This is a genomic window from Suipraeoptans intestinalis, from assembly GCF_034091795.1.
GTDB classification, from domain to species: domain Bacteria; phylum Bacillota; class Clostridia; order Lachnospirales; family Lachnospiraceae; genus Suipraeoptans; species Suipraeoptans intestinalis.
In genome coordinates this window covers 1-20,872 of the sequence record NZ_JAXFXH010000025.1, presented here as the reverse complement: position 1 = coordinate 20,872, position 20,872 = coordinate 1, and the positions used below count along the sequence as shown (strand labels likewise).

Annotated in this window: 20 protein-coding genes; 18 read left to right on the top strand and 2 right to left on the bottom strand. The window is 46.2% G+C overall.

Features of this window, described 5'->3' with window-relative positions; genetic code table 11:
• Positions 1-483, bottom strand: a complete 483-nt coding sequence (locus tag SOW26_RS08460) for a DUF5721 family protein (protein WP_320652232.1) — start codon at positions 481-483, stop codon at positions 1-3.
• A gap of 184 nt (positions 484-667) precedes the next feature.
• Between SOW26_RS08460 and SOW26_RS08455 the strand changes: the two genes are divergently transcribed.
• From SOW26_RS08455 to guaA, 10 genes are all read left to right on the top strand, one after another.
• Entirely contained in the window at positions 668-1,414 is a 747-nt protein-coding gene (locus SOW26_RS08455) for a pseudouridine synthase (RefSeq protein WP_320652265.1), read from the top strand.
• A complete protein-coding gene (gene ligA / locus SOW26_RS08450) occupies positions 1,362-3,347 on the top strand; it encodes an NAD-dependent DNA ligase LigA (RefSeq protein WP_320652231.1) in 1,986 nt (661 codons plus the stop codon). The genes SOW26_RS08455 and ligA overlap by 53 nt, the downstream gene beginning before the upstream one ends.
• 56 nt (positions 3,348-3,403) lie before the next feature.
• On the top strand, positions 3,404-4,870 hold the full coding sequence (gene clpX / locus SOW26_RS08445; RefSeq protein ID WP_320652230.1) for an ATP-dependent Clp protease ATP-binding subunit ClpX: 1,467 nt from the start codon (positions 3,404-3,406) through the stop codon (positions 4,868-4,870).
• 78 nt (positions 4,871-4,948) lie between these two features.
• Positions 4,949-6,169: a cation:proton antiporter gene (locus SOW26_RS08440; protein WP_276959099.1), complete on the top strand. Its 1,221-nt coding sequence runs from the start codon at positions 4,949-4,951 to the stop codon at positions 6,167-6,169.
• A gap of 304 nt (positions 6,170-6,473) precedes the next feature.
• Complete coding sequence (locus SOW26_RS08435) at positions 6,474-6,764, top strand: hypothetical protein (protein ID WP_154476468.1); 291 nt, start codon at positions 6,474-6,476, stop codon at positions 6,762-6,764.
• Positions 6,765-6,768: 4 nt separating this feature from the next.
• Positions 6,769-7,230, top strand: a complete 462-nt coding sequence (locus SOW26_RS08430) for a signal peptidase II (protein ID WP_320652229.1) — start codon at positions 6,769-6,771, stop codon at positions 7,228-7,230.
• Between the two features lie 233 nt (positions 7,231-7,463).
• Positions 7,464-8,573, top strand: coding sequence for a UDP-galactopyranose mutase (gene glf / locus SOW26_RS08425; protein WP_320652228.1), 1,110 nt, complete (start codon positions 7,464-7,466; stop codon positions 8,571-8,573).
• Positions 8,574-8,774: 201 nt separating this feature from the next.
• The gene (locus SOW26_RS08420) at positions 8,775-10,139 is read left to right on the top strand and encodes an MATE family efflux transporter (RefSeq protein WP_320652227.1); all 1,365 of its coding nucleotides are present in this window, start codon (positions 8,775-8,777) and stop codon (positions 10,137-10,139) included.
• Positions 10,140-10,154: 15 nt separating this feature from the next.
• Positions 10,155-10,337 carry a hypothetical protein gene (locus tag SOW26_RS08415; RefSeq protein WP_320652226.1) on the top strand — a complete coding sequence of 61 codons (183 nt, stop codon included), beginning with the start codon at positions 10,155-10,157 and terminating at the stop codon, positions 10,335-10,337.
• A gap of 257 nt (positions 10,338-10,594) precedes the next feature.
• Positions 10,595-12,142, top strand: a complete 1,548-nt coding sequence (gene guaA, locus SOW26_RS08410) for a glutamine-hydrolyzing GMP synthase (RefSeq protein WP_320652225.1) — start codon at positions 10,595-10,597, stop codon at positions 12,140-12,142.
• Between the two features lie 292 nt (positions 12,143-12,434).
• On the opposite strand, the gene SOW26_RS08405 is transcribed toward guaA, so the two are convergent.
• A complete protein-coding gene (locus SOW26_RS08405; RefSeq protein WP_009247529.1) occupies positions 12,435-12,965 on the bottom strand; it encodes a helix-turn-helix domain-containing protein in 531 nt (176 codons plus the stop codon).
• Between the two features lie 448 nt (positions 12,966-13,413).
• On the opposite strand from SOW26_RS08405, the gene SOW26_RS08400 reads away from it, so the two are divergent.
• From SOW26_RS08400 to SOW26_RS08365, 8 genes are all read left to right on the top strand, one after another.
• Complete coding sequence (locus tag SOW26_RS08400; RefSeq protein WP_009247528.1) at positions 13,414-13,602, top strand: helix-turn-helix domain-containing protein; 189 nt, start codon at positions 13,414-13,416, stop codon at positions 13,600-13,602.
• Complete coding sequence (locus SOW26_RS08395; RefSeq protein WP_009247527.1) at positions 13,603-14,694, top strand: site-specific integrase; 1,092 nt, start codon at positions 13,603-13,605, stop codon at positions 14,692-14,694.
• Positions 14,684-15,019, top strand: a complete 336-nt coding sequence (locus tag SOW26_RS08390) for a plasmid mobilization protein (RefSeq protein WP_009247526.1) — start codon at positions 14,684-14,686, stop codon at positions 15,017-15,019. The genes SOW26_RS08395 and SOW26_RS08390 overlap by 11 nt, the downstream gene beginning before the upstream one ends.
• Positions 15,009-16,163, top strand: a complete 1,155-nt coding sequence (locus SOW26_RS08385; protein ID WP_009247525.1) for an AAA family ATPase — start codon at positions 15,009-15,011, stop codon at positions 16,161-16,163. Before SOW26_RS08390 ends, SOW26_RS08385 begins: the two co-directional genes overlap by 11 nt.
• 355 nt (positions 16,164-16,518) lie before the next feature.
• Positions 16,519-17,658 (top strand): plasmid recombination protein, encoded by a 1,140-nt coding sequence (locus SOW26_RS08380; RefSeq protein WP_019190307.1) that lies wholly within the window; start codon positions 16,519-16,521, stop codon positions 17,656-17,658.
• Between the two features lie 26 nt (positions 17,659-17,684).
• Positions 17,685-18,062 carry a TnpV protein gene (locus SOW26_RS08375; protein ID WP_009247523.1) on the top strand — a complete coding sequence of 126 codons (378 nt, stop codon included), beginning with the start codon at positions 17,685-17,687 and terminating at the stop codon, positions 18,060-18,062.
• 453 nt (positions 18,063-18,515) lie between these two features.
• On the top strand, positions 18,516-20,060 hold the full coding sequence (locus SOW26_RS08370; protein WP_009247522.1) for an ATP-binding cassette domain-containing protein: 1,545 nt from the start codon (positions 18,516-18,518) through the stop codon (positions 20,058-20,060).
• Positions 20,061-20,144: 84 nt separating this feature from the next.
• Complete coding sequence (locus SOW26_RS08365) at positions 20,145-20,642, top strand: nucleotidyltransferase domain-containing protein (RefSeq protein ID WP_009247521.1); 498 nt, start codon at positions 20,145-20,147, stop codon at positions 20,640-20,642.
• Positions 20,643-20,872: the final 230 nt, after the last annotated feature.

Here is a 20,872-nt window from a genome sequence, read left to right as displayed (position 1 = left end):
TCAGTTTTTTTCCAACTCCAGTGGGATGCTCTTTAAAAAGGTCTCGGCATAGGAATCCCAGGCTCTTTCCAGGGATCTGTCCAAAGAAAAGGTGCGGGTGGACACTCCGGTGGTACAGGTGAGGACATGCTCCTTAAAATGAAAATTCAGGTACAGTCCCTGTAGGTTTTCCTGTTCCCGGGAAGAAAGGGAGCAGGCAGAAAAGAAGTGTTCCAGATCCGCCGGAGAAAGGGCCAGCACCAGGCGGAATTCCACCGGAGGACGGCTGCCGCGGATCAGTTTCAGACAGAAGCTTTTTACCTCCTTCCAGAGGGAATGAGAGCGTTCCTGTGGTTCGTCAAAAAAATCCGGGCAGAGGAAACCATCGATGGAAAAGCGGTTAAAGGTAACGATTTCCCCCTCCAAAAAGGAAAAGGAATCAAAGGTGTCCCGCAGCAAAAGATGGGACATGCACAGTTTGGAAGACAGCGTAAAAATGTTCATAAAATTCTCCTTTTTTCATGGGCAGAAAAAGAAAGATTCCGGCCTGAAATAAATCCTTTTTCCAGTATAACACAAGTTTGACTTTTAGGGGGAAAGGGTATAAGATTACATGGAATAAACAGGAATATTTAGGCGGCGCGCAGGCTGCAGAAAAGTGCGGGCGAAGCGGCGCAGGTCGATGATAATGATAAGATTGAACAAATACTTAAATGAAAAAGGCGTTTGCTCCAGAAGAGAGGCGGACAGATGGATCGCAGAGAAAAAGGTTACAGTCGATGGAAGTGTAGCCTTTTTAGGTATGCAGATAGAAGAGGGGCAAACGGTGTGCATCGACGGAAAAGAAGTGGGAGAAAGCCCAGGGAAACTGGTGCTTGCCGTTTACAAGCCTGTGGGGATCGTGTGTACGGAGGAGAAAAGAGAAAAAAATAACATCATACGGTTTGTGAATTACCCGCAGAGAGTCACTTATGCAGGACGGCTGGACAAGGAGTCGGAGGGACTGCTTTTGATGACCAACGACGGGGAACTGATCCAGAGCATGATGCGCAGCCGGAATGGCCATGAAAAGGAGTACGAGGTCTGGATCGACCGGCCGGTGACAAAAGCATTTTTGAAACAGATGGCGGCAGGCGTCCGGCTGGTGGATCGGGAAAAGGGGCTGGATGCGCTTACAAGACCGTGCAGGGTCAGACAACTGGGAGAGAAGCGATTTTCCATCATCCTGACCCAGGGATTGAACCGGCAGATCCGCAGGATGTGCCAGGCTTTGGGATGCCGGGTGGAGCGGCTGATCCGGACACGGGTGGTCAATATTACCCTGGATGCGATGCAGTGCGGGCAAATACGGGAATTATCAGAGCAGGAGAAAACACAATTATATGAGCAGGTCAAAAAAAGCCAGAATGGAAGAATTGATAGAAATACTAAATAAAGCTTCTTACGCCTATTACCAGCAGGCAGAGGAACGGATGAGCAATCTGGAGTATGATGCGTTGTACGAGGAGCTGGTTGCACTGGAAAAAGAAACAGGGATCACCCGGGCTGACAGCCCTACCGTAAACGTAGGCTATGAAGTGGTCAGTCAGTTGCCCAAAGAGAAACATGAGCGTCCTATGCTGTCCCTGGACAAAACGAAAAGTGCGGAGGAACTGACAGAGTTTCTGGGAGCACAAAAGGGAGTGCTGTCCTGGAAGATGGACGGGCTGACCATTGTGCTGACTTACCGGGAGGGGCGTCTTTATAAAGCGGTAACCAGAGGAAACGGAGAAACAGGAGAGATCGTGACGCCCAATGCGAAGACGTTTCGGAATCTCCCGCTGAAGATCAAGTATTCCAATGAGCTGATCCTTCGGGGAGAGGCCGTGATCGGGTACAGGGATTTTGAAGAGATCAACCGCAAGCTGCCGGAGGTGGAGGCCAAATACAAGAACCCCAGAAATCTTTGCAGCGGATCCGTCAGACAACTGAACAGCCAGATCACAAAAAGCAGACGGGTGAGCTTCTATGGGTTTTCGGTAGTAAAGGCAGAGGGAGTCGATTTTGGGAATTCCAGAAAACGACAGCTGGACTGGCTGGAAGAGCAGGGGTTTGAAGTGGTGGAGCACTGCCTGGTAACGCAGGATACGCTGAGACAAGCGGTGGAGGGATTTTCTTCCCGCATCGGAGAAAATGATTTTCCTTCGGACGGGTTGGTGCTGAATTATGACGACATCGCTTATGGAGAGTCTCTGGGACAGACCTCCAAATTTCCAAGGGATTCCATGGCGTTTAAGTGGGAAGATGAGAAGCGGGAGACCACCCTGCTTTCTATAGAATGGAGTCCTTCCAGAACGGGACTGATCAATCCGGTGGCCATCTTTGAACCGGTAGAGCTGGAGGGAACGACAGTCAGCCGGGCCAGCGTCCACAATATCAGCATACTGGAGGAGCTGGAGCTGGGGATCGGAGACCGGCTTCTGGTGTATAAGGCCAATATGATCATTCCCCAGATCGCAGAAAATCTGACCAAAAGCGGGAACCTGGAGATTCCGTCAACCTGCCCCGTCTGTCAGGGGAAAACCTCTATCCGGCAGACAGGAAGCGCCAGAGCCCTGTATTGTGACAACCCGGACTGCCAGGCAAAGCAGATCAAGGCGTTCACCCTGTTTGTAAGCAGGGATGCCATGAACATAGAAGGGTTGTCGGAGGCAAGCCTGGAAAAATTTGTGGGAAAAGGCTTTATTCAAACGTCGGGAGACATCTTTCGGCTGTCCCGGTACCGGGAAGAGATCTGCCAAATGGAAGGCTTCGGAGAAAAGTCCTTCCGGAATCTGGCAGACAGCATAGAAAAGGCAAGAGATACCAGTCTTCCCAGACTGATCTACAGCCTGGGGATCGCCAATATCGGACTGGCAAATGCCAAGCTGATCTGCGGGCATTTTGACCAGGATCCGGAAAAGGTCATGGAAGCAACGGCAGAGGAATTGGGGAAGATCGACGGGATAGGCCCTGTGATCGCAGCTGCGTTTGAGGCTTATTTTTCTCAGGAAAAGAACCGGAGCAGGTATCTGGATATCTTAGAAGAGATCCGGCTGGAAGAAAACAGACAGGAAGCGTCTTACCTTTTCCGGGAAAAGGTATTTGTGGTGACAGGAAGTGTTGCCAGATTTTCCAATCGCAGTCAACTGAAGGAATGGATCGAAGCAAGGGGAGGAAAGGTGACGGGCAGCGTTACCTCGAAAACCAGTTTTCTGATCAATAATGACACAGGATCGACCTCCTCCAAAAATAAAAAGGCAAGGGAATTGAATATCCCCATTTTGTCGGAGGAAGAGCTGCTGGCAATGGCAGGGCAGCCGGAGACAGATCCGGTGCAGCCGGTTTGACAGACGTCTCAACAGAACACAAGTCGTCGCAGAACACCAGGAAAGGAACAGACAGGATGAGTGAGAAAGACAATCAGTTTGACATAGAAACAGAAGAAAAAGAAAGCAGCCTGAAGCAGCAGGAGGAACCGAAAGAAGAGCAGAAGAAAACGCCGGAGAAGTTCTGCTCCCTTTGCAGAAGGCCGGAAAAGGTCACAGGAAAAATGATCGAGCTTCCCAATGGGATGTCTATCTGCAAGGACTGTATCCAAAGAAGTTTTGATGCAATGAGCAGCGGACAGATCGACTACAGCCGCCTGATGAACCTGCCGGAAATGCAGTTTTTCCAACAGAAGAACACCGGTGAGACCCTGCCGAAAAAAGAGGAAAAGAAAGAAAAGGAGAAACGGGAAGAGCCGGTTCTGGATATTAAAAATATCCCGCCTCCCCATAAGATCAAGGCGCAGTTGGACGAGTATGTGATCGGGCAGGAGCATGCCAAAAAAGTCATGTCGGTGGCAGTGTATAACCATTACAAGCGGGTGGCAACAGGCACCATGGATGAGATCGCGATTGAAAAATCCAATATGCTGATGGTAGGCCCCACCGGTTCCGGAAAGACCTACATGGTCAGGACGCTGGCGAAGCTTCTGGATGTGCCGCTGGCCATTACGGACGCCACCTCCTTGACAGAGGCGGGATACATAGGAGACGATATTGAAAGTGTGGTATCCAAGCTGCTGGCAGCGGCAGACAATGATGTGGAGAAGGCGGAGAGAGGCATCATCTTTATTGATGAGATCGATAAGATCGCCAAGAAACAAAATACCAACCAGCGGGACGTCAGCGGAGAATCGGTACAGCAGGGGATGCTGAAGCTTCTGGAGGGAAGCGAGGTGGAAGTACCGGTGGGAGCCAACAGTAAAAATGCCATGGTGCCGCTGACCACGGTCAACACGAAAAATATCCTGTTTATCTGCGGAGGCGCCTTTCCGGACCTGGAAAAGATCATCCGGGAGAGACTGACCAAGCAGTCTTCCATCGGGTTTGGCGCGGATCTGAAGGACAAGTACGACAAGGACAGGAGCCTTCTGGAAAAGGTGACGGTAGAGGATCTGCGCAGCTTTGGGATGATCCCGGAATTTCTAGGGCGTATGCCGATCATTTTCTCCCTGCGGGCCATGGATGAAGAGATGCTGGTCCAGATTTTGCAGGAGCCGAAAAATGCCATTATCAAACAGTACCAGAAGCTTTTGGCGCTGGATGAGGTAAATCTGAAATTTGAGCCGGAGGCGTTGCTGGCTATTGCGGAAAAAGCCATGAAAAAGGATACGGGAGCCAGGGCTTTGCGCGCGATCATCGAAGAGTTTATGCTGGACATCATGTACGAGATCCCCAAGGATGACAGCATCGGAGAAGTGACGATCACCAGAGCCTATATAGAGGGGACGGGGGGACCTGTCATCTCCCTGAGAGGCCAGACTGCGCTTCCGGAGAAAACAGAGACTCTGGAAGATGCGGGTAAGGGCGGAGAAAATCGATAAGAGGATCTGAAGGATAAACGACAAGAAGGTCTGACAGAAACCCGGGGAGAGCGAGTCAGACGGGATGGGAGTAAGACGATGAGAGACTATGGATATTTGCTGGATCTGGCAGTGATCCTGCTGTGTACAAAAGTACTGGGACTGGCAACCAGAAGAGTAAATATGCCGCAGGTGGTAGGAGCGCTTCTGGCCGGACTGCTTCTGGGGCCGGCGGTGGCGGGCGTCCTGTCTTCCACCAATTTTATCAATTCTGTGGCGGAGCTGGGCGTGATCGTGCTGATGTTCTCAGCGGGGCTGGAAACAGATATCAAAGAACTGAAGCAGAGTGGGAAGGCCTCTCTGGTGATCGCCGTCTGCGGGGTGGCGGTGCCGCTTCTGGGAGGATTTGGCCTGGCATACCTGTTTAACCGGCCGGGGATGATCCCGTCGGACGCATCCGGTACTATATTTCTGCAAAATATCTTTATTGGCATTGTCCTGACGGCCACATCTGTAAGCATCACGGTAGAAACGCTGAAAGAGCTGGGGAAATTAAAGACCAGATCGGGGAATGCTATTTTAGGGGCGGCTATCATTGATGATGTTCTGGGAATCATTGCCCTGACGATTGTGACCAGCCTGGCGGATTCAAAGGTACATCTGGTAGAAGTGATCCTTCGGATCGTGGGATTTTTTGCCTTTGCCTTTGTGGCAGGATTCCTGTTCTACAAACTATACAAATTCTGGATCGATTCTGCGCCGAAGTTTCTTCACCGGCATGCGATCATGGCGTTTGTGTTCTGTCTGCTGATGGCCTATATCGCGGAGGAGTGGTTTGGCGTGGCAGATATTACCGGCGCTTTCATCGCCGGACTGATCATTTCCAACACGGCAAATGTGGAAAAGGTAGAAACAAAGTTTGATACGGTTTCTTTTATGCTGCTGTCACCGGTGTTTTTTGCCAGTATCGGCATTCAGGTAGTGATTCCCAAAATGACAGTCAAGGTGGTTCTGTTTTCCCTCCTGCTGATCGTAGTGGCGATCGTGACAAAGATCATCGGGTGCGGGCTGGGAGCAAAGGCCTGCGGCTATAAGCCTTATCAGTGCAAGCGGATCGGAGTAGGGATGATCTCCAGAGGAGAGGTAGCCCTGATCGTGGCAGGAAAAGGAGCGCAGATGGGGCTGCTTGGCAGTTCGTTTTTAGGACCGGTGGTAATTATGGTGGTGGCGACTACCATCATCACGCCGATCTTATTGAAGGTCGTGTTCCGAAAAACAGACGCTCCCATCCGACAGGAAGGAAGCGGCGCCGGAATCTGACAGAAGGTCGGCCGGAAAAAGGCTTTGGCTGTGGAAGAGCTTTGCAGAGAAAGCCATGTTTGGAAAAATGTGCTTTGAAGGGCGATCCGTGGAAGAGGAAACAAGGATTCGGATCAGATGCAGACGGTTCTTGGCACCGGGTGATGAGAGGATCTGTAAGAATAGTCTTGGCAGAAGAAAAGAAAAGCTTTAAAATAAAGAAAAGAGACAGGTTCCGGATCTCCGGAACACAACAGGAGGTTACAGGGCGGCAGGAAGCAGATCTGCCGTGCAGTCAACAAAGCAGAAGAAAGGAGCAGGGAACATGAGTGATTTTTTGGAAGGATTAGGGCAGCAGGTGAGCGATGTGGTTTCGGATCTGCGGGAAAAGGCGGAAAATGCAGTAGAGATCCAGCGGAAGAAAAGTCAGATCGGTCTGCTGAACCGGGCCAATGACAGAGATATCAGAGATATCGGCAGGATGATCTACGAAAAGTTTAAAAACGGAGAGCTGATGGATACGGAATATATTGCCTTGTGTGAAGCGATTGAAAAACGGGAAGAAGAGATTGCCCATCAGAAGGAAGCCATCGCAAGGATCAAAGAAGGAAACTAAAAGCATGTGGATCAGTTTGTTTTTATTCCTGACCGGTACGGATCTGGCCGTGAAGCAGTACGTCGAAACGCAAATGGAAGAGACAGAGGAGATTCCGCTCTCCCGGCGGCTGTTTTTCAGGAAAGTGCATAACAGGGGATTCCTTCTTGGAAAACTGGAGGAATTCCCCGGACTGATAAAAGGCGTATCTATGCTGGCAGCAGGCATGGCAGGCCTTTTTGCGCTACAAGGGATCCGAAAGGAGAAAAGCAGGAAAGCAAAGGCGGGGCTGGTACTTACTCTGGCAGGAGCAGCCAGCAATCTGTACGACCGCCTGGTACGGGGATATGTGGTGGACTACATCGGAATCGAGGAAGTCAAAGGACTTCCCAAAGGCTTCACCGCAAATCTGGCAGATCTCTATCTTTTGGCAGGGGCCGTCCTGTCTGTGCTTGGAGGGAAGGGAGGCCGGAAGCAGCGGCGGTAACGGCGCTTGCAGAAGGCCCGGCGGATAAGGATAGAGAAGCCTGCAGAAGGTCTGACAGATGGGATGGGGAAGCCTACAGAAGGCCTGGGAGATGAGGATAGGGGAACTTGTAAGAGGCCCGGCAGATAAGGAGAGAGAAGCCTGTAGAAGGCTCGGCAGATAAGGATAGGGGAAACTTGCAGAAGGCCCGACGGATGAAAATAGAGGGAAGTTCGGGAGACAGGAGAGGAAGTATGTACGATTATATTGTTGTAGGAGCGGGTCTGTTTGGATCCGTTTTTGCAAGAGAGGCGAAAAAAAAGAAGAAGAAAGTGCTGGTACTGGATAAGAGGCCGCATATTGGCGGGAACATCTACACTAAAAAGGTGGAAGGAATTCAGGTGCATCAGTACGGGGCGCACATTTTTCACACCAACAATCAGCGGGTCTGGGATTACATTACACAATTTGGGGAATTTAATCGCTTTACCAATACGCCGATCGCCAATTATAAGGGAGAGATCTATTCCATGCCCTTTAATATGTACACCTTCAACCAAATGTGGGGAGTGGCAACACCACAGGAGGCGGAGGAAAAGATTCGTCGGCAAAGACAGGAGATCACAGGGACTCCCAGAAACCTGGAGGAACAGGCGGTATCCCTGGTAGGACGGGATATTTTTGAAAAAATGATCCGGGGCTATACAGAAAAGCAGTGGGGAAGAGACTGCAAGGAGCTTCCGGCATTTATCATCAAGCGTTTGCCGGTCAGGTTTACCTACGACAACAATTATTTTAATGCGAAGCACCAGGGGATCCCTGTGGGCGGCTATACCAAACTGGCAGAGAATCTGCTGGAGGGGATCGAGGTGCGTCTGGAAACAGATTACCTGGAACAGAAGGAAAAGTGGGACCGGCAGGCAGAGCATATTGTTTATACCGGAGCGATCGACGCTTATTTTGACTATCGGCTTGGCTGCCTGGAGTACCGTTCTGTTCAGTTTGATACAGAAGTACTGGATATTCCGAATTTTCAGGGAAATGCAGCGGTGAATTATACAGACAGGGAGACGCCATGGACCCGGATCATAGAGCACAAGTGGTTTACATTTGGAAAAGATGAAGAAGGAAATGACCTGAAGAAAACAGTGATCAGCCGGGAGTACAGCAGGGAATGGAAGATGGGAGATGAGCCGTATTATCCGGTCAATGACGAAAAAAACAGTCAGAGGTATGTGGCGTACAAGAAGCTGGCAGACCAGGAAAAACAGGTGATTTTTGGAGGCAGGCTGGGAGAATACAAGTATTATGATATGGATCAGGTCATCGAATCTGCGCTGACCTGTGCAGAAACCCATCTGTAGACATAAGGAGAAAGAAGACGGAGGATTTCCAAAAAAGGAAAGGCTTTCAAAGGGAAGGCGAAAATCCCCAAAAGAAAAGGGGGAAGCCTTCTAAAAAAGGAAGATGCACAAAAGAGAAAGGCTACGCAAAATTTCCAGAAACGACAGGGGAAATTGCCGGACGGAGAATTTTTGAAGCAAAGGTATGTGGCAGGAAAAGGAATGAAAAACCAAGAAGAGCAAACAGGAAAAACAGCATATTTGTTCAGTAACAGAGATCTGGCTTTTTTGATCCTGCCGTTGCTGGTAGAACAGTTTCTGGTGATTCTGGTGGGGATGGCCGATACTATTATGATCGCCAGCGTAGGAGAACCGGCGGTATCCGGCGTGTCTTTGGTGGATCAGGTAATGATCCTCTGGATTTCTTTGTTTTCGGCGCTGGCAACAGGAGGAGCCGTCGTTGTAGGGCAGTATCTGGGACAGAAGAAGGTAGAAAAAGCGAGGGAGGCTTCCTGGCAGATGGTCTGGTTCGGTACGTTCTGCGCCATTGGGATCATGCTGCTTCTCTATATGGGAAAAACGTTTGTTTTGCAGGTGGTTTTCGGAAAAATACAGGCAGATGTGCGAAACCACGCAGATATTTATTTTATGATCGTAACAGCCTCTATTCCGTTTGTGGCTATCTACAACCTGACTGCGGCCATTTTTCGGACCATGGGCGATTCCAGGACACCGATGCAGGTGTCCGTTTTGATGAATCTGATCAATGTGGCGGGAAATGCAGCTTTGATCTACGGAGTACATCTGGGAACCCCGGGGGTGGCGATTCCCACACTGACATCCCGGGTGATCGCAGCTTTGATCCTGCTTCTTTTGCTGTTTAATAAAAAGCGGGAGCTGTATCTGAAAGCCACGTGGAGATACCGGCCGGACTGGAGCATGATCGGTCGGATTTTGAGCATTGGAATCCCCAATGGCCTGGAAAACAGTATGTTCCAGCTGGGAAAAATACTGGTGCTAAGTCTCATCTCCACCTTTGGAACCTATGCCATTGCTGCAAATGCAGTCAGCAATGCAGTGGCACTTTTTCAGATCCTTCCGGGAATGGCAATGACACTGGCAGTCACACCGGTTATCGCCAGGTGTGTAGGAGCGGGAGATTACAGGCAGGTGACATATTACAATAAAAAATTTCTTATCCTTACACACATCAGCATGGCTGTTGTGGTAGGAGGACTGTTTCTGATCCGGCCTCAGATACTGGAGGCATATCATCTGTCTGCAAGGACGGCGGAGGTGACGGGCCGGATATTGACATTTCACGGAATCTGCGCCGTTTTGATCTGGCCGGCATCCTTTACATTGCCCTGTACCTTCCGGGCGACGGGGGACGCCAAGGTGTGTATGTACATTTCCATTTTTTCCATGTGGATTTTCCGCATTGCTTTCAGCTATATTCTGGGAAGTTATTTCCACATGGGAGTATTTGGCGTGTGGGTGGCCATGGTGATCGACTGGATGTTTCGAACCAGTTGCTTTCTGCTTCGATATCGCAGTGGAAAGTGGAAAAAAGAGGCGCTGGTGTAGGGAAGCCTTCTGAATATGGGAAAACAGAGAAAAAAACACATTAAAATAACTACCGAACGAAAGGGAGAATTTATATCGGGCAGGAAGAGAGAATCCATATCGGACAGGAAGAGAGAATTTATATCGGGCAGGAAGAGAGAATTCATACCGGACAAGAAGAGAGAAGAAATGTCAGAGGGAAAGAGAGAATGCTTGTAAAAGAAGAAGGTCTCCCGTATAATAAAAACACTTGAAAAAGGAAAGACTCATGTGGAAGCGCGCCTGGGAAAGCGGCTTTGCCTGGTGAATATCAAGGGGAAACAAAAGATTTTTGAAAAAATACAGGAACGAACCGGGAGAAAGAACGGGACTTTGTAAAGCACTATGAAGCGCATGAGATGGGCGGGTGAAGGCTTGCCGGAATAGAAGGTAAGGAAAAGACGGAAATACCGGGATGAGTGAAGGAGGAAAACAGCGTGAGCAGAGAATTGGTGGTTGTGATTGATTTTGGAGGACAGTATAATCAGCTGGTAGCCAGACGGGTGAGAGAATGCAATGTATACTGTGAAATTTATTCTTACAAAACAGAATTAGAAAAGATCAAAGCCCTACACCCGAAGGGTATTATTTTGACAGGAGGCCCCAATAGCTGTTACGAGGAAGGGGCTCCCACCTATACAAGAGAGCTTTTTGAGTCAGGAATTCCTGTGCTGGGGCTTTGCTACGGAGCACAGCTGATGATGCATGTGCTGGGAGGAAAGGTAGAAAAAGCACCGGTGCGGGAATATGGAAAAACGGAAGTGCGGATCGACCGGGAAGATTCTCCCATCTTTTCTGAGGTGGAGGCATCCACTATTTGCTGGATGAGCCATTTTGACTATATTTCCAAGGTGGCGCCGGGCTTTGAAATCACAGCCCATACAAAAGATTGTCCGGTGGCAGCGGCGGAAGATGCCGACAGAAATCTCTATGCGATTCAGTTTCATCCGGAGGTGCTGCATACGGAAAAGGGGACACAAATGCTGTGGAACTTTGTGAGAAAGGTGTGTGACTGCAGCGGCGATTGGAAGATGGACTCCTTTGTGAGGGATTCTGTTGAGCAGATCAGAAAAAAAGTAGGAAACGGCAGAGTGCTCTGTGCCCTATCCGGAGGCGTGGACTCTTCTGTGGCGGCCGTTCTTTTGTCCAAGGCAGTGGGAGAACAGCTGACCTGCGTGTTCGTGGACCATGGCCTTCTTCGCAAGGATGAAGGGGATGAAGTGGAAGCGGTGTTCGGAGAAAAGGGACAATATGATCTGAACTTTATCCGGGTCAACGCCCAGGAGCGATTCTACCAGAAGCTGGCGGGGGTTTCAGAGCCGGAACAGAAGCGAAAGATCATTGGAGAAGAGTTTATCCGCGTCTTTGAAGAAGAGGCGAAAAAGATAGGAGCGGTGGATTTTCTGGTACAGGGAACCATCTACCCGGATGTGGTGGAAAGCGGGGTAGGCGGAGAATCTGTTGTGATTAAATCGCACCACAACGTGGGAGGACTGCCGGATTATGTGGATTTTAAAGAGATCATCGAGCCGCTTCGAGATCTGTTTAAAGACGAGGTGAGAAAGGCCGGACTGGAGCTTGGGATACCGGAGCATCTGGTGTTCCGCCAGCCATTCCCGGGACCGGGTCTCGGGATCCGTATCATTGGCGAAGTAACGGCAGAGAAGGTGCGCATCGTACAGGAGGCAGATGCTATCTACCGGGAAGAAATTGCGAAAGCAGGTATTGCAAGAGAAATCGGACAATACTTTGCAGCGCTGACCAATATGAGGAGCGTAGGGGCTATGGGCGATGAACGGACCTATGACTACGCTGTGGCGCTCAGGGCCGTAAATACCATTGATTTTATGACGGCAGAAGCCGCAGAGCTTCCCTGGGAGGTTCTGCAGAAAGTCACCAGCAGGATCATCAATGAGGTAAGCCATGTGAACCGGGTACTGTACGATGTGACCAGTAAGCCGCCGGGGACGATAGAGTTTGAATAAATCGAGTTGCTTAAAAAAGCCAGTGTTTATGCGGGTTTCAGCGATTTCGATTAGTCTTTTGATAACAAATTGATAACAGTCATAGCAAGTGCCATTATTCTTGTTATCCAGTGGTTTATGGGTAACGGAACAATTAACAGGTGGCTTGCAGACTAAAGTTCGGAGCTTGGCTCTGAACAAATTCCATATTATAAACTAAGCCCTTAGCTGTGGTTAATAACCATAGTTAAGGGCTTTTTTGTCGTTGCCAAAGCATCTGTAGGGAGCTGCCAGTGGCAGGTCCTGTAGGTGCTTATTTATCTTTCAAGTGGTCTTTGAATGCTTCCACGAGAGCGTCACTTAATTCCTGTGATGGAACTTTTGCCCAACGCTGTGTGGTGTCGAACTCTGGATAATGGTAACGCCAGTTATCGTATTCTTCTCTGTTGATTTCTTCGGAAGATAGCTTGTCTGCCTGTTCTTTCCAAGCATACAGCATTTTGAGGAGTTCATATGCTTCTCTGCCTTTGTCCTTGTTGACCTTTAAGCATACCTCTCCGTCTGCTTCACTGACAGTAAGACCGTAAATATCTTCAAGGGTAAACAGAGTGTGCATAAGACCGATATAGCTGTCTATGTCAGGAACATCAAGAGCCTGTGGAGAAACATCAAGCACCTGTGCCAATGCATTTGTAAGGTCTGCTTTCGGTTTGCGTGTACCAGTTTCGTACTGTGCCAAACGCACATCAGCACTCTTTTCTGGAAAACCGATTGCTGTACCGAGATACTTTTGTGTCATACCACGCATTAGTCTGAAAAAATGTATTCTTTCGCTGATAGCCATAATGATACGCTCCTTTTATATTTAGTGAAATAAGTATAGCAGAAATGTTTAGTGGAAGTCAAGAAAAACCGAAACAAAAATGTTTAATATTTTCTTTGCAACCACTTGACAATAGCAAATATGTTTAGTAAAATAAATTACGAATTAAACAAATATGCTTAATGCGACAACTGAATGACCGTCCGAAAAGCCAAACCGCCAAGACCTCGTCGGAGCAAGTTCCGTATCGTTCGCTTGTGTGCAAGCACAAAAGCTCATTCGCTGCACTGCTCCTCCTCTTCCCCAAAAGTCTCCGACTTTTCGGGAACCCCTATACGAGCGAGCGCCTGATGTACTGCGGTGCATTGGGACAGCACAGCGCCTGCCGACAAGCAGGAGTGCCTGTTGGAACTTTAACACGGAGAAAGCGGCAAGCAAAAAATTATTTTAAGAAAGGAAGAAAAAGGATATGGAAAACAGATTTATCCGAGCCGAAGATGTGGCTCAGGAACTAAACGTATCAAAACCTTATGCATATAAACTCATCAGACAATTAAATGAGGAATTGAAAGCAAAGGGCTTTATTACGATTGCAGGGCGTGTAAATCGCCAGTATTTTTACGAAAGGCTCTACGGAGCAGGAAAGGGGGAAATGTAAATGCCGGTATTTAAGAATGAAGATAACGGTACTTGGTATGTGATGGCAAGGTATGTGAACTGGAAAGGGGAACGCAAGCAGAAATGCAAGCGTGGCTTTGCTACCAAACGAGAAGCACAGGAATGGGAAAGAATGTTCAAATTGCAGACTTCTTCAGACCTTGATATGAGTTTTGAAGCCTTTACGGAGCTTTATATCAATGATGTGAAGAACCGTTTGAAGGAAAACACGTGGCTTACCAAAGAGCATATCATACGCACAAAGATACTTCCGTATTTCGGGAAACTGAAAATCAGCGAGATTTCCACAAAGGAGATTATTACTTGGCAGAATGAAATGCTTGCCTATCGTGATGAGAAGAAAAAGCCTTATTCACAGACGTATCTGAAAACGCTGCACAATCAGTTGTCCGCCATTTTCAATCACGCTGTCCGCTACTATGAACTGCGTTCCAATCCTGCGGCAAAGGTGGGAAATATGGGACGTGAGGAACACAAGGAAATGCTGTTCTGGACAAAGGAAGAATACAAGAAATTCTCTTTTGAGATGATGGACAAGCCTGTTTCCTTTTATGCGTTTGAAATGCTTTACTGGTGCGGTATCCGAGAGGGCGAGCTGTTAGCTTTGACTCCGGCAGATTTCAACTTTGATAAGGAAACAGTCACAATCAATAAATCCTATCAGCGTTTGAAAGGGCAGGATGTGATTACTTCTCCGAAAACGAAAAAGAGCAACCGCACGATTAAAATGCCGAAGTTTCTGTGTGAGGAAATGAAAGAATATCTCGGTATGCTTTACGGATTGAAGAAGAAAGACCGTATCTTTACGGTGACGAAAAGCTATCTTCATCACGAGATGGACAGAGGGGCAAAGGCGGCAGGCGTGAAGCGTATCCGCATTCACGATCTCCGTCACAGCCACATTTCACTCTTGATTGATATGGGCTTTTCTGCGGTGGCGATTGCTGACCGAGTTGGTCACGAAAGTATTGATATTACTTATCAGTACGCACACCTCTTTCCGTCAAAGCAGATTGAGATGGCAGAAAAATTAGATGATTTAGGGAAAGGAGATTTTGAAAATGTCAGCTAAGAACAGAGATAACAAAAATCGTTGGAGGAATATCACAGTAGGGTTTCGAGTATCGCCCGAAGAAAACGAACTCATTAACAGAGCTGTAGCTCTATCAGGATTGCCAAAACAGGAGTATTGTTACCGCCGTTGCTTAAATCAGGATGTGGTGGTACAGGGCAATCCGAGAGTGTATAAGGCGTTGAAAACGGAATTTGCCACAGTCCTTGCGGAACTGAAAAGGATTGAAGCAGGAAAAGGTGTGGATGATGAACTGCTGAGTGTAATAGAACTGATTTCCATTATTCTCGGCGGTTTGAAAGGAGAGGATGCGAATGGAGAATAAAAAAGAAATGACTATTCCAAATGTATCTGCGGCAACAGATGCGGAACAGTCACTTTCCAAATGTACTGACAATAGTATAGTCAATCAGGATACGGATTTCAAGGGGTACGAGCAATCTTTTGAAGAAATGCAAAGGGAAATACTCAGACAGTTAGACCCTTCCTATCTGAAAACAGTATCAATGACAACGCTGTATGATACGGTGTTTGAGGTTCAGACACCACTTATCGACGGTCTGCTCCAAAGGGGAACTTACCTTTTCGTAGGTTCCCCGAAAGTGGGAAAGAGCTTTATGATGGCACAGCTTGCCTATCATATCAGCACAGGCACACCGCTTTGGGAGTATAAGGTGCGTAAGGCAACGGTGCTTTATTTTGCCCTTGAAGATGATTACCCACGTTTGCAGAAGCGATTGTTTCAGATGTTCGGTGCAAAGGAGACAGGCAATCTGTATTTCGCAACGGAATGTAAAACGGTCAATGGCGGACTGGAAGAACAGATAAGAGGGTTTATGAGGGAACACCCAGACACAGGCTTGATTATCATAGACACCTTAAAGCGTGTGCGTGAAGCAGGCGGAGCAGATTACAGCTACGCAAGTGATTATGATGTTGTGGCAAGGCTGAAAGCGTTGGCAGACAGTTACAAGGTTTCAATGCTTATTGTTCATCATACACGCAAACAAAAATCGGAAGATATATTCGATATGATTTCAGGCACGAATGGTCTGATGGGTGCGGCAGACGGTGCATTTGTTCTCAGTAAGGACAAGCGTACTTCCAACAATGCCACACTTGATGTTGCTGGCAGAGACCAGCAGGATATGAAAATCCATCTTGTAAGGGACAGCGAGCGATTGGTGTGGAACTTTGCAAAATCGGAAACGGAGATGTGGAAAGAACCGCCCGAACCTCTGCTTGAGAAGATAGCGGATACGCTCTTTTCGGAAAGTGACAGATGGGAAGGAACTGCTTCGGAACTTTGCGAAAGGCTTGCGGTGGATATAAAGCCGAATGTACTTTCTTTAAGGCTCAGTATCAACGCAAGCAGGCTGTTTCGTGATTACGGTATCCGTTATCAGAACAGCCGCACACACGACGGAAGAAAGGTTTCACTTTGGAAAGAAACCGAGCAGACGGCGTGACAAACGGTGTCAAAGGTGTCAATGTTTTTGAGAGCAGCACGCTGTGAAAAACATTGTCACCATCGTCACACTTTGACACCGGATAAAGTTTAGGGGAGTGTGCAGAGAGTGCCTTTTCAAAGGCGGCTCTTTGGTCTCGCCTGCTGGCTCGGTCGGTTCGCAGGCGTGTGTGCCACCGGCACACGCTCACCCCTCGGAGAGCCTTCGGAGAACGCAAAACCTGTTTACAGGTCGCATTTTTGATGGGTGTACCCGTCAAAAGTGCTTTTGCGTTACTTTTGACAAAAGTAACAAAACCTGAGAATGTTGAAATTTACAGATGGGAGATGAAAAAATGCAGAGAACGATAAGTGCAATGGTCGGTAAAGGCTCGGTCAATCACAATAGCCGAAAGTTCCGAGCAGAAAATGTAGACGGAACTCGTACTCATCTCAATATCGACTACTGCAATGAAAATATAAAGACAGTTTATCACGAATTGTTTGATGAAGCATTGGAAAGATACAATGCCAAGCAGATAAGGTCAGACCGAAAGATAAAAGATTATTATGAAAAAATCCGAAGTTCCAAGCAGGAAAAACCGTTCCACGAAATCATTTTACAGGTGGGCGGTAAGGGAAATATGAACGCCGATACGGAAAACGGAGAACTGGCAAAGCAGATTTTAGATGAATACTATCAGGGTTTTCAGGAGCGAAATCCACAGCTTCGGGTGTTCTCGGCTCATCTGCATATGGATGAAGCTACACCACATCTGCACATAGATTTTGTACCTTTTACCACAGGCAGCAAGCGTGGACTTGATACAAGAGTGTCACTAAAGCAGGCTCTTGCAACGCAAGGTTTTAAGGGCGGCAGTCGTGGCGATACGGAGTGGTCGCAATGGATACAGTCCGAAAAAGAACAGCTTGCGGCGGTGATGGAACGTTATGGGATTGAGTGGGAACATTTAGGCACACACGAAAAACATCTTTCTGTTTTGGATTATAAAAAGCAGGAAAGAGAAAAAGAAGTGGCGGCATTAGGTGCGAAAATCGAGCAGAAACAGATTGAATTTGATGTGTTGTCGGAACGAGTATTGAACTATGATAAGGCAAAAGACGAGCTGTCAAATCTTGAAATAGAGCTTGATACTGCACCGAAATATCAGTTGCCAGAACCAGAGAAATTTATGACTGCAAAGGCATATAAAACCAAAATGGCAGAGCCGGTTGTAAGGAAATTGAAGCAACTTGTCAAAACGGTGCTTGCCCGCTGCTTTGAGGGGTGGGACAACTATCATAGGCTGAATACAGCGAATGCACAGTTATACCGCACCAATCAGCGTTTGGAGAAAGTCAATGAAAGATTGACCGAAGAAAACAAAATCCTAAAAGCAGAAAATAAAGATTACAGCCTGCTCCGTAAGGTTTTTGGTCGCAAACAGATAGATGATTTGTTGGAGCAGGCAAGAACAGTTAAAGGTCGCAAGCGTGATAATACACGATCACGATAGACAAAAATCACAGGAGGAAAAGGAAAATGACAAAGACAATTTTTGAAGAAATGGGCGGAACTTATAGACAGGTGGGTGATTATTTATTGCCGAACATCACAGTACCAGCCGAAGAAGAAATAGAGCCGATTGGTTTATGGGGGAAACGACATGCAAGGCATTTAAAGGAACACTATAAAGTGTTATATATGAACCTGCTGACAAGCGGAAAGCTGCATAGTTATCTTGCAGAAGTCGATAAGCAAGCAGAGGATATGTTTCTTCGACTGGTAAAGGAATATGCCGACAGACAAGATGTGACGGAACAATTAAAGAAAGATAATCCCTACGAATGGATTGGAAGAATGAATAATATTCAGGCTTGTGTGAGGGAAGTTGTAGGAACGGAGTTGATTTACACATAAGCGTTTTACGGTATGGTGCTCCTGCGTTTGCTGGAGTGCTGTGGTTGTGGTTGTAAAGAGGTTGTGAAAGATTGAATTTCGTAATGGTTGGATGTATAATTAGGAAGTGAAAATTTTAATTTGCACTTCCATAAGGTGAAATGTATTGACACAAAAAATACAGTATGATAGTATTGCCATTAGAAGAAAGAAAGGCACATTTTGTGTAAGGTGAGGAAATGATTAATAGATAATTTGATTTAAGTAAGACACATATAGTTATTGAGCCTGTAGAGAATAGGTTTGTTTTGTGTACGCTTAAGTTGGATTATCGCAAGAGGCATTTCCTTTGTTTTCCTTTTGGAAAAGAAATAAGGGTCTATTTAGCGAGTCTATTTTTGCGTATGCAAAAAAGACTCGTTTTTGTGTGTTCAAAATAATAATTGGCTCAGACTTCGAAAAGGAGAAACTTTAATGTTGCAGATAAAAAAATTAAATTTAACACATAAAAAAGACCTGAGAATAATTCTTAATGATTTCAACCTTGTGCTAAATGATGGAGATAAGGCAGTTATTATTGGAGAAGAGGGAAATGGGAAATCGACATTAATGAAGTGGATATACAATCCGTCGCTTGTAGAAAACTATATAGAAGCAGATGGGGAAAGGATAATGGGACACGAACGTCTTGGTTATCTTCCGCAGGAGATGCTCGATGAAGATAAGGAAAAAACAATATACGAATATTTTTCTGAAGAGGAAATATTCTGGGAGAAAACGCCTAAAGAATTGTCTGTTATTGCGGGAAAATTTGGAATGAAAAATGATTTTTTCTACAGTAACCAGACAATGGGTAGTCTTTCAGGAGGCGAAAAAGTCAAGACACAACTTATGAGGCTTTTCATTCGCGATGTTTCTGTGCTGTTGTTGGACGAACCTTCCAATGACATCGACATTGCGACGCTTACATTACTGGAAAAAATCATAAATGACTGGAAGCACATTGTGCTTTTTATTTCACACGATGAAACGCTGATAGAGCGTACTGCCAACATGGTGATACATATCGAGCAGATTATACGAAAAACAAAGGCGAGATATACCGTGGCAAAGCTTCCCTATAGACGCTATGTGGAAGAACGGCTTCATAAATTTGAAATCCAAAAACAGCGGGCACTGAGTGACCGTAGGGAGAAAAAGATTCGCGATGAAAAATATCAAAGAGTTATGCAGAGTGTACAAGGTGCATTAAGAAGTTGTACCAGACAAGCACCGTCTGTTGCCAAAAACTTAAAGGACAAAATGCATACGGTTAAGGCAATGGAACGAAGATTTGAAAAAGAAGATGAAAATATGACTCAGATGCCGGAACAGGAAGAAGCAATCTTTGTCAAATTAGGGGATGAAAACTCACACATTCCCGCAGGAAAAACGGTCATAGAATATGAACTTTCAAAGCTTGTGACTCCGGATGGCAAAAGAATTTTAGCAGAAGGAATTCATTTAAAAATAAAAGGTTCAGAAAAAATCTGTATGATAGGAGCCAACGGGGCAGGAAAAACGACTCTTCTAAAAAAGATAGCGGAAGAACTCCTAAATCGGAATGACATTAAAGCAGAATATATGCCTCAAACTTATGAAGACCTGCTGGATTTGGATGTTACACCGGTTGATTACCTTGATAAAACAGGAGATAAAGAAGAGCGTACAAGAATTAGAACATACCTTGGTTCACTTAAATACACACCAGATGAAATGGAGCATCCGATTCGGGAGTTATCAGGCGGACAAAAGGCGAAAGTGCTTCTCTTGAGGATGAGCTTAAGTGGTGCAAATGTTCTTATTCTGGATGAACCGACAAGAAATTTTTCACCATTGTCCGGTCCGGTAATAAGAAAAATGCTCCGAGAATTTCCGGGGGCTGTCATTAGCATTTCTCACGATAGAAAGTATATTGAAGAGGTGTGCGATAAAATATATCAGCTAAATCCTAATGGATTACAGCTAATTGGTGATTGATAACAAAAAGGATGAAAGACTGACAAATTTCAGGCTTTTAGTGAGTTGGAAAGCATACAAAGATTTGAATTTGGAGGATAGATTATGGTACGTACAGAAGATGCATGTGAAATTATAAAATATGCTTTGCAAAACGAAATTAAAGTATATTTAGATGGCGGATGGGGTGTTGATGCACTTCTTAAAAGAGAATCAAGAATACACAATGATATTGATTTGTTTGTTGAACTGAAACATTATCATGATTATATTTATGTGATTAAGCAGCATGGATTTGAGGAAGTAAATACTGATTATACAACGGATGGTCATACTGTCTGGAAAGATGATAAACAAAGAATCATTGATTTACATTGTTTTGAATTTACAGATGACGGAATTGTTTATGAGGGAGATATATTTCCATCAAAAACTTTTTCCGGTATTGGAAAAGTTGGAGATATAACTGTTTCTTGTATTGAACCATTGAGTCAGGTAATGCTTCATTTGGGATATGAACACGATAAAAATGATGTGCATGATGTGATGCTGTTGTGTGAAACATTTCAAATAGCAATACCAGATGAATATAAGGAAAAGTAAAATTTCAGTTTTGTGTTGAATCTCTAAGCAAAATAGCTTATAATTTGACATGCTACATATAGTTATTATCCACAGTTATCGAGTAGGTGTTATCAATGCCGATAACAAAATGATAACATTAGCTCGTATAGGCAGGATAATATGGATATATCAAATAATCAAAAGAACGAGAAACATTACAGAGAATAATTCCTAAACAAAAAGCGTTAGTCTTTGTAGAGTTTGAATAG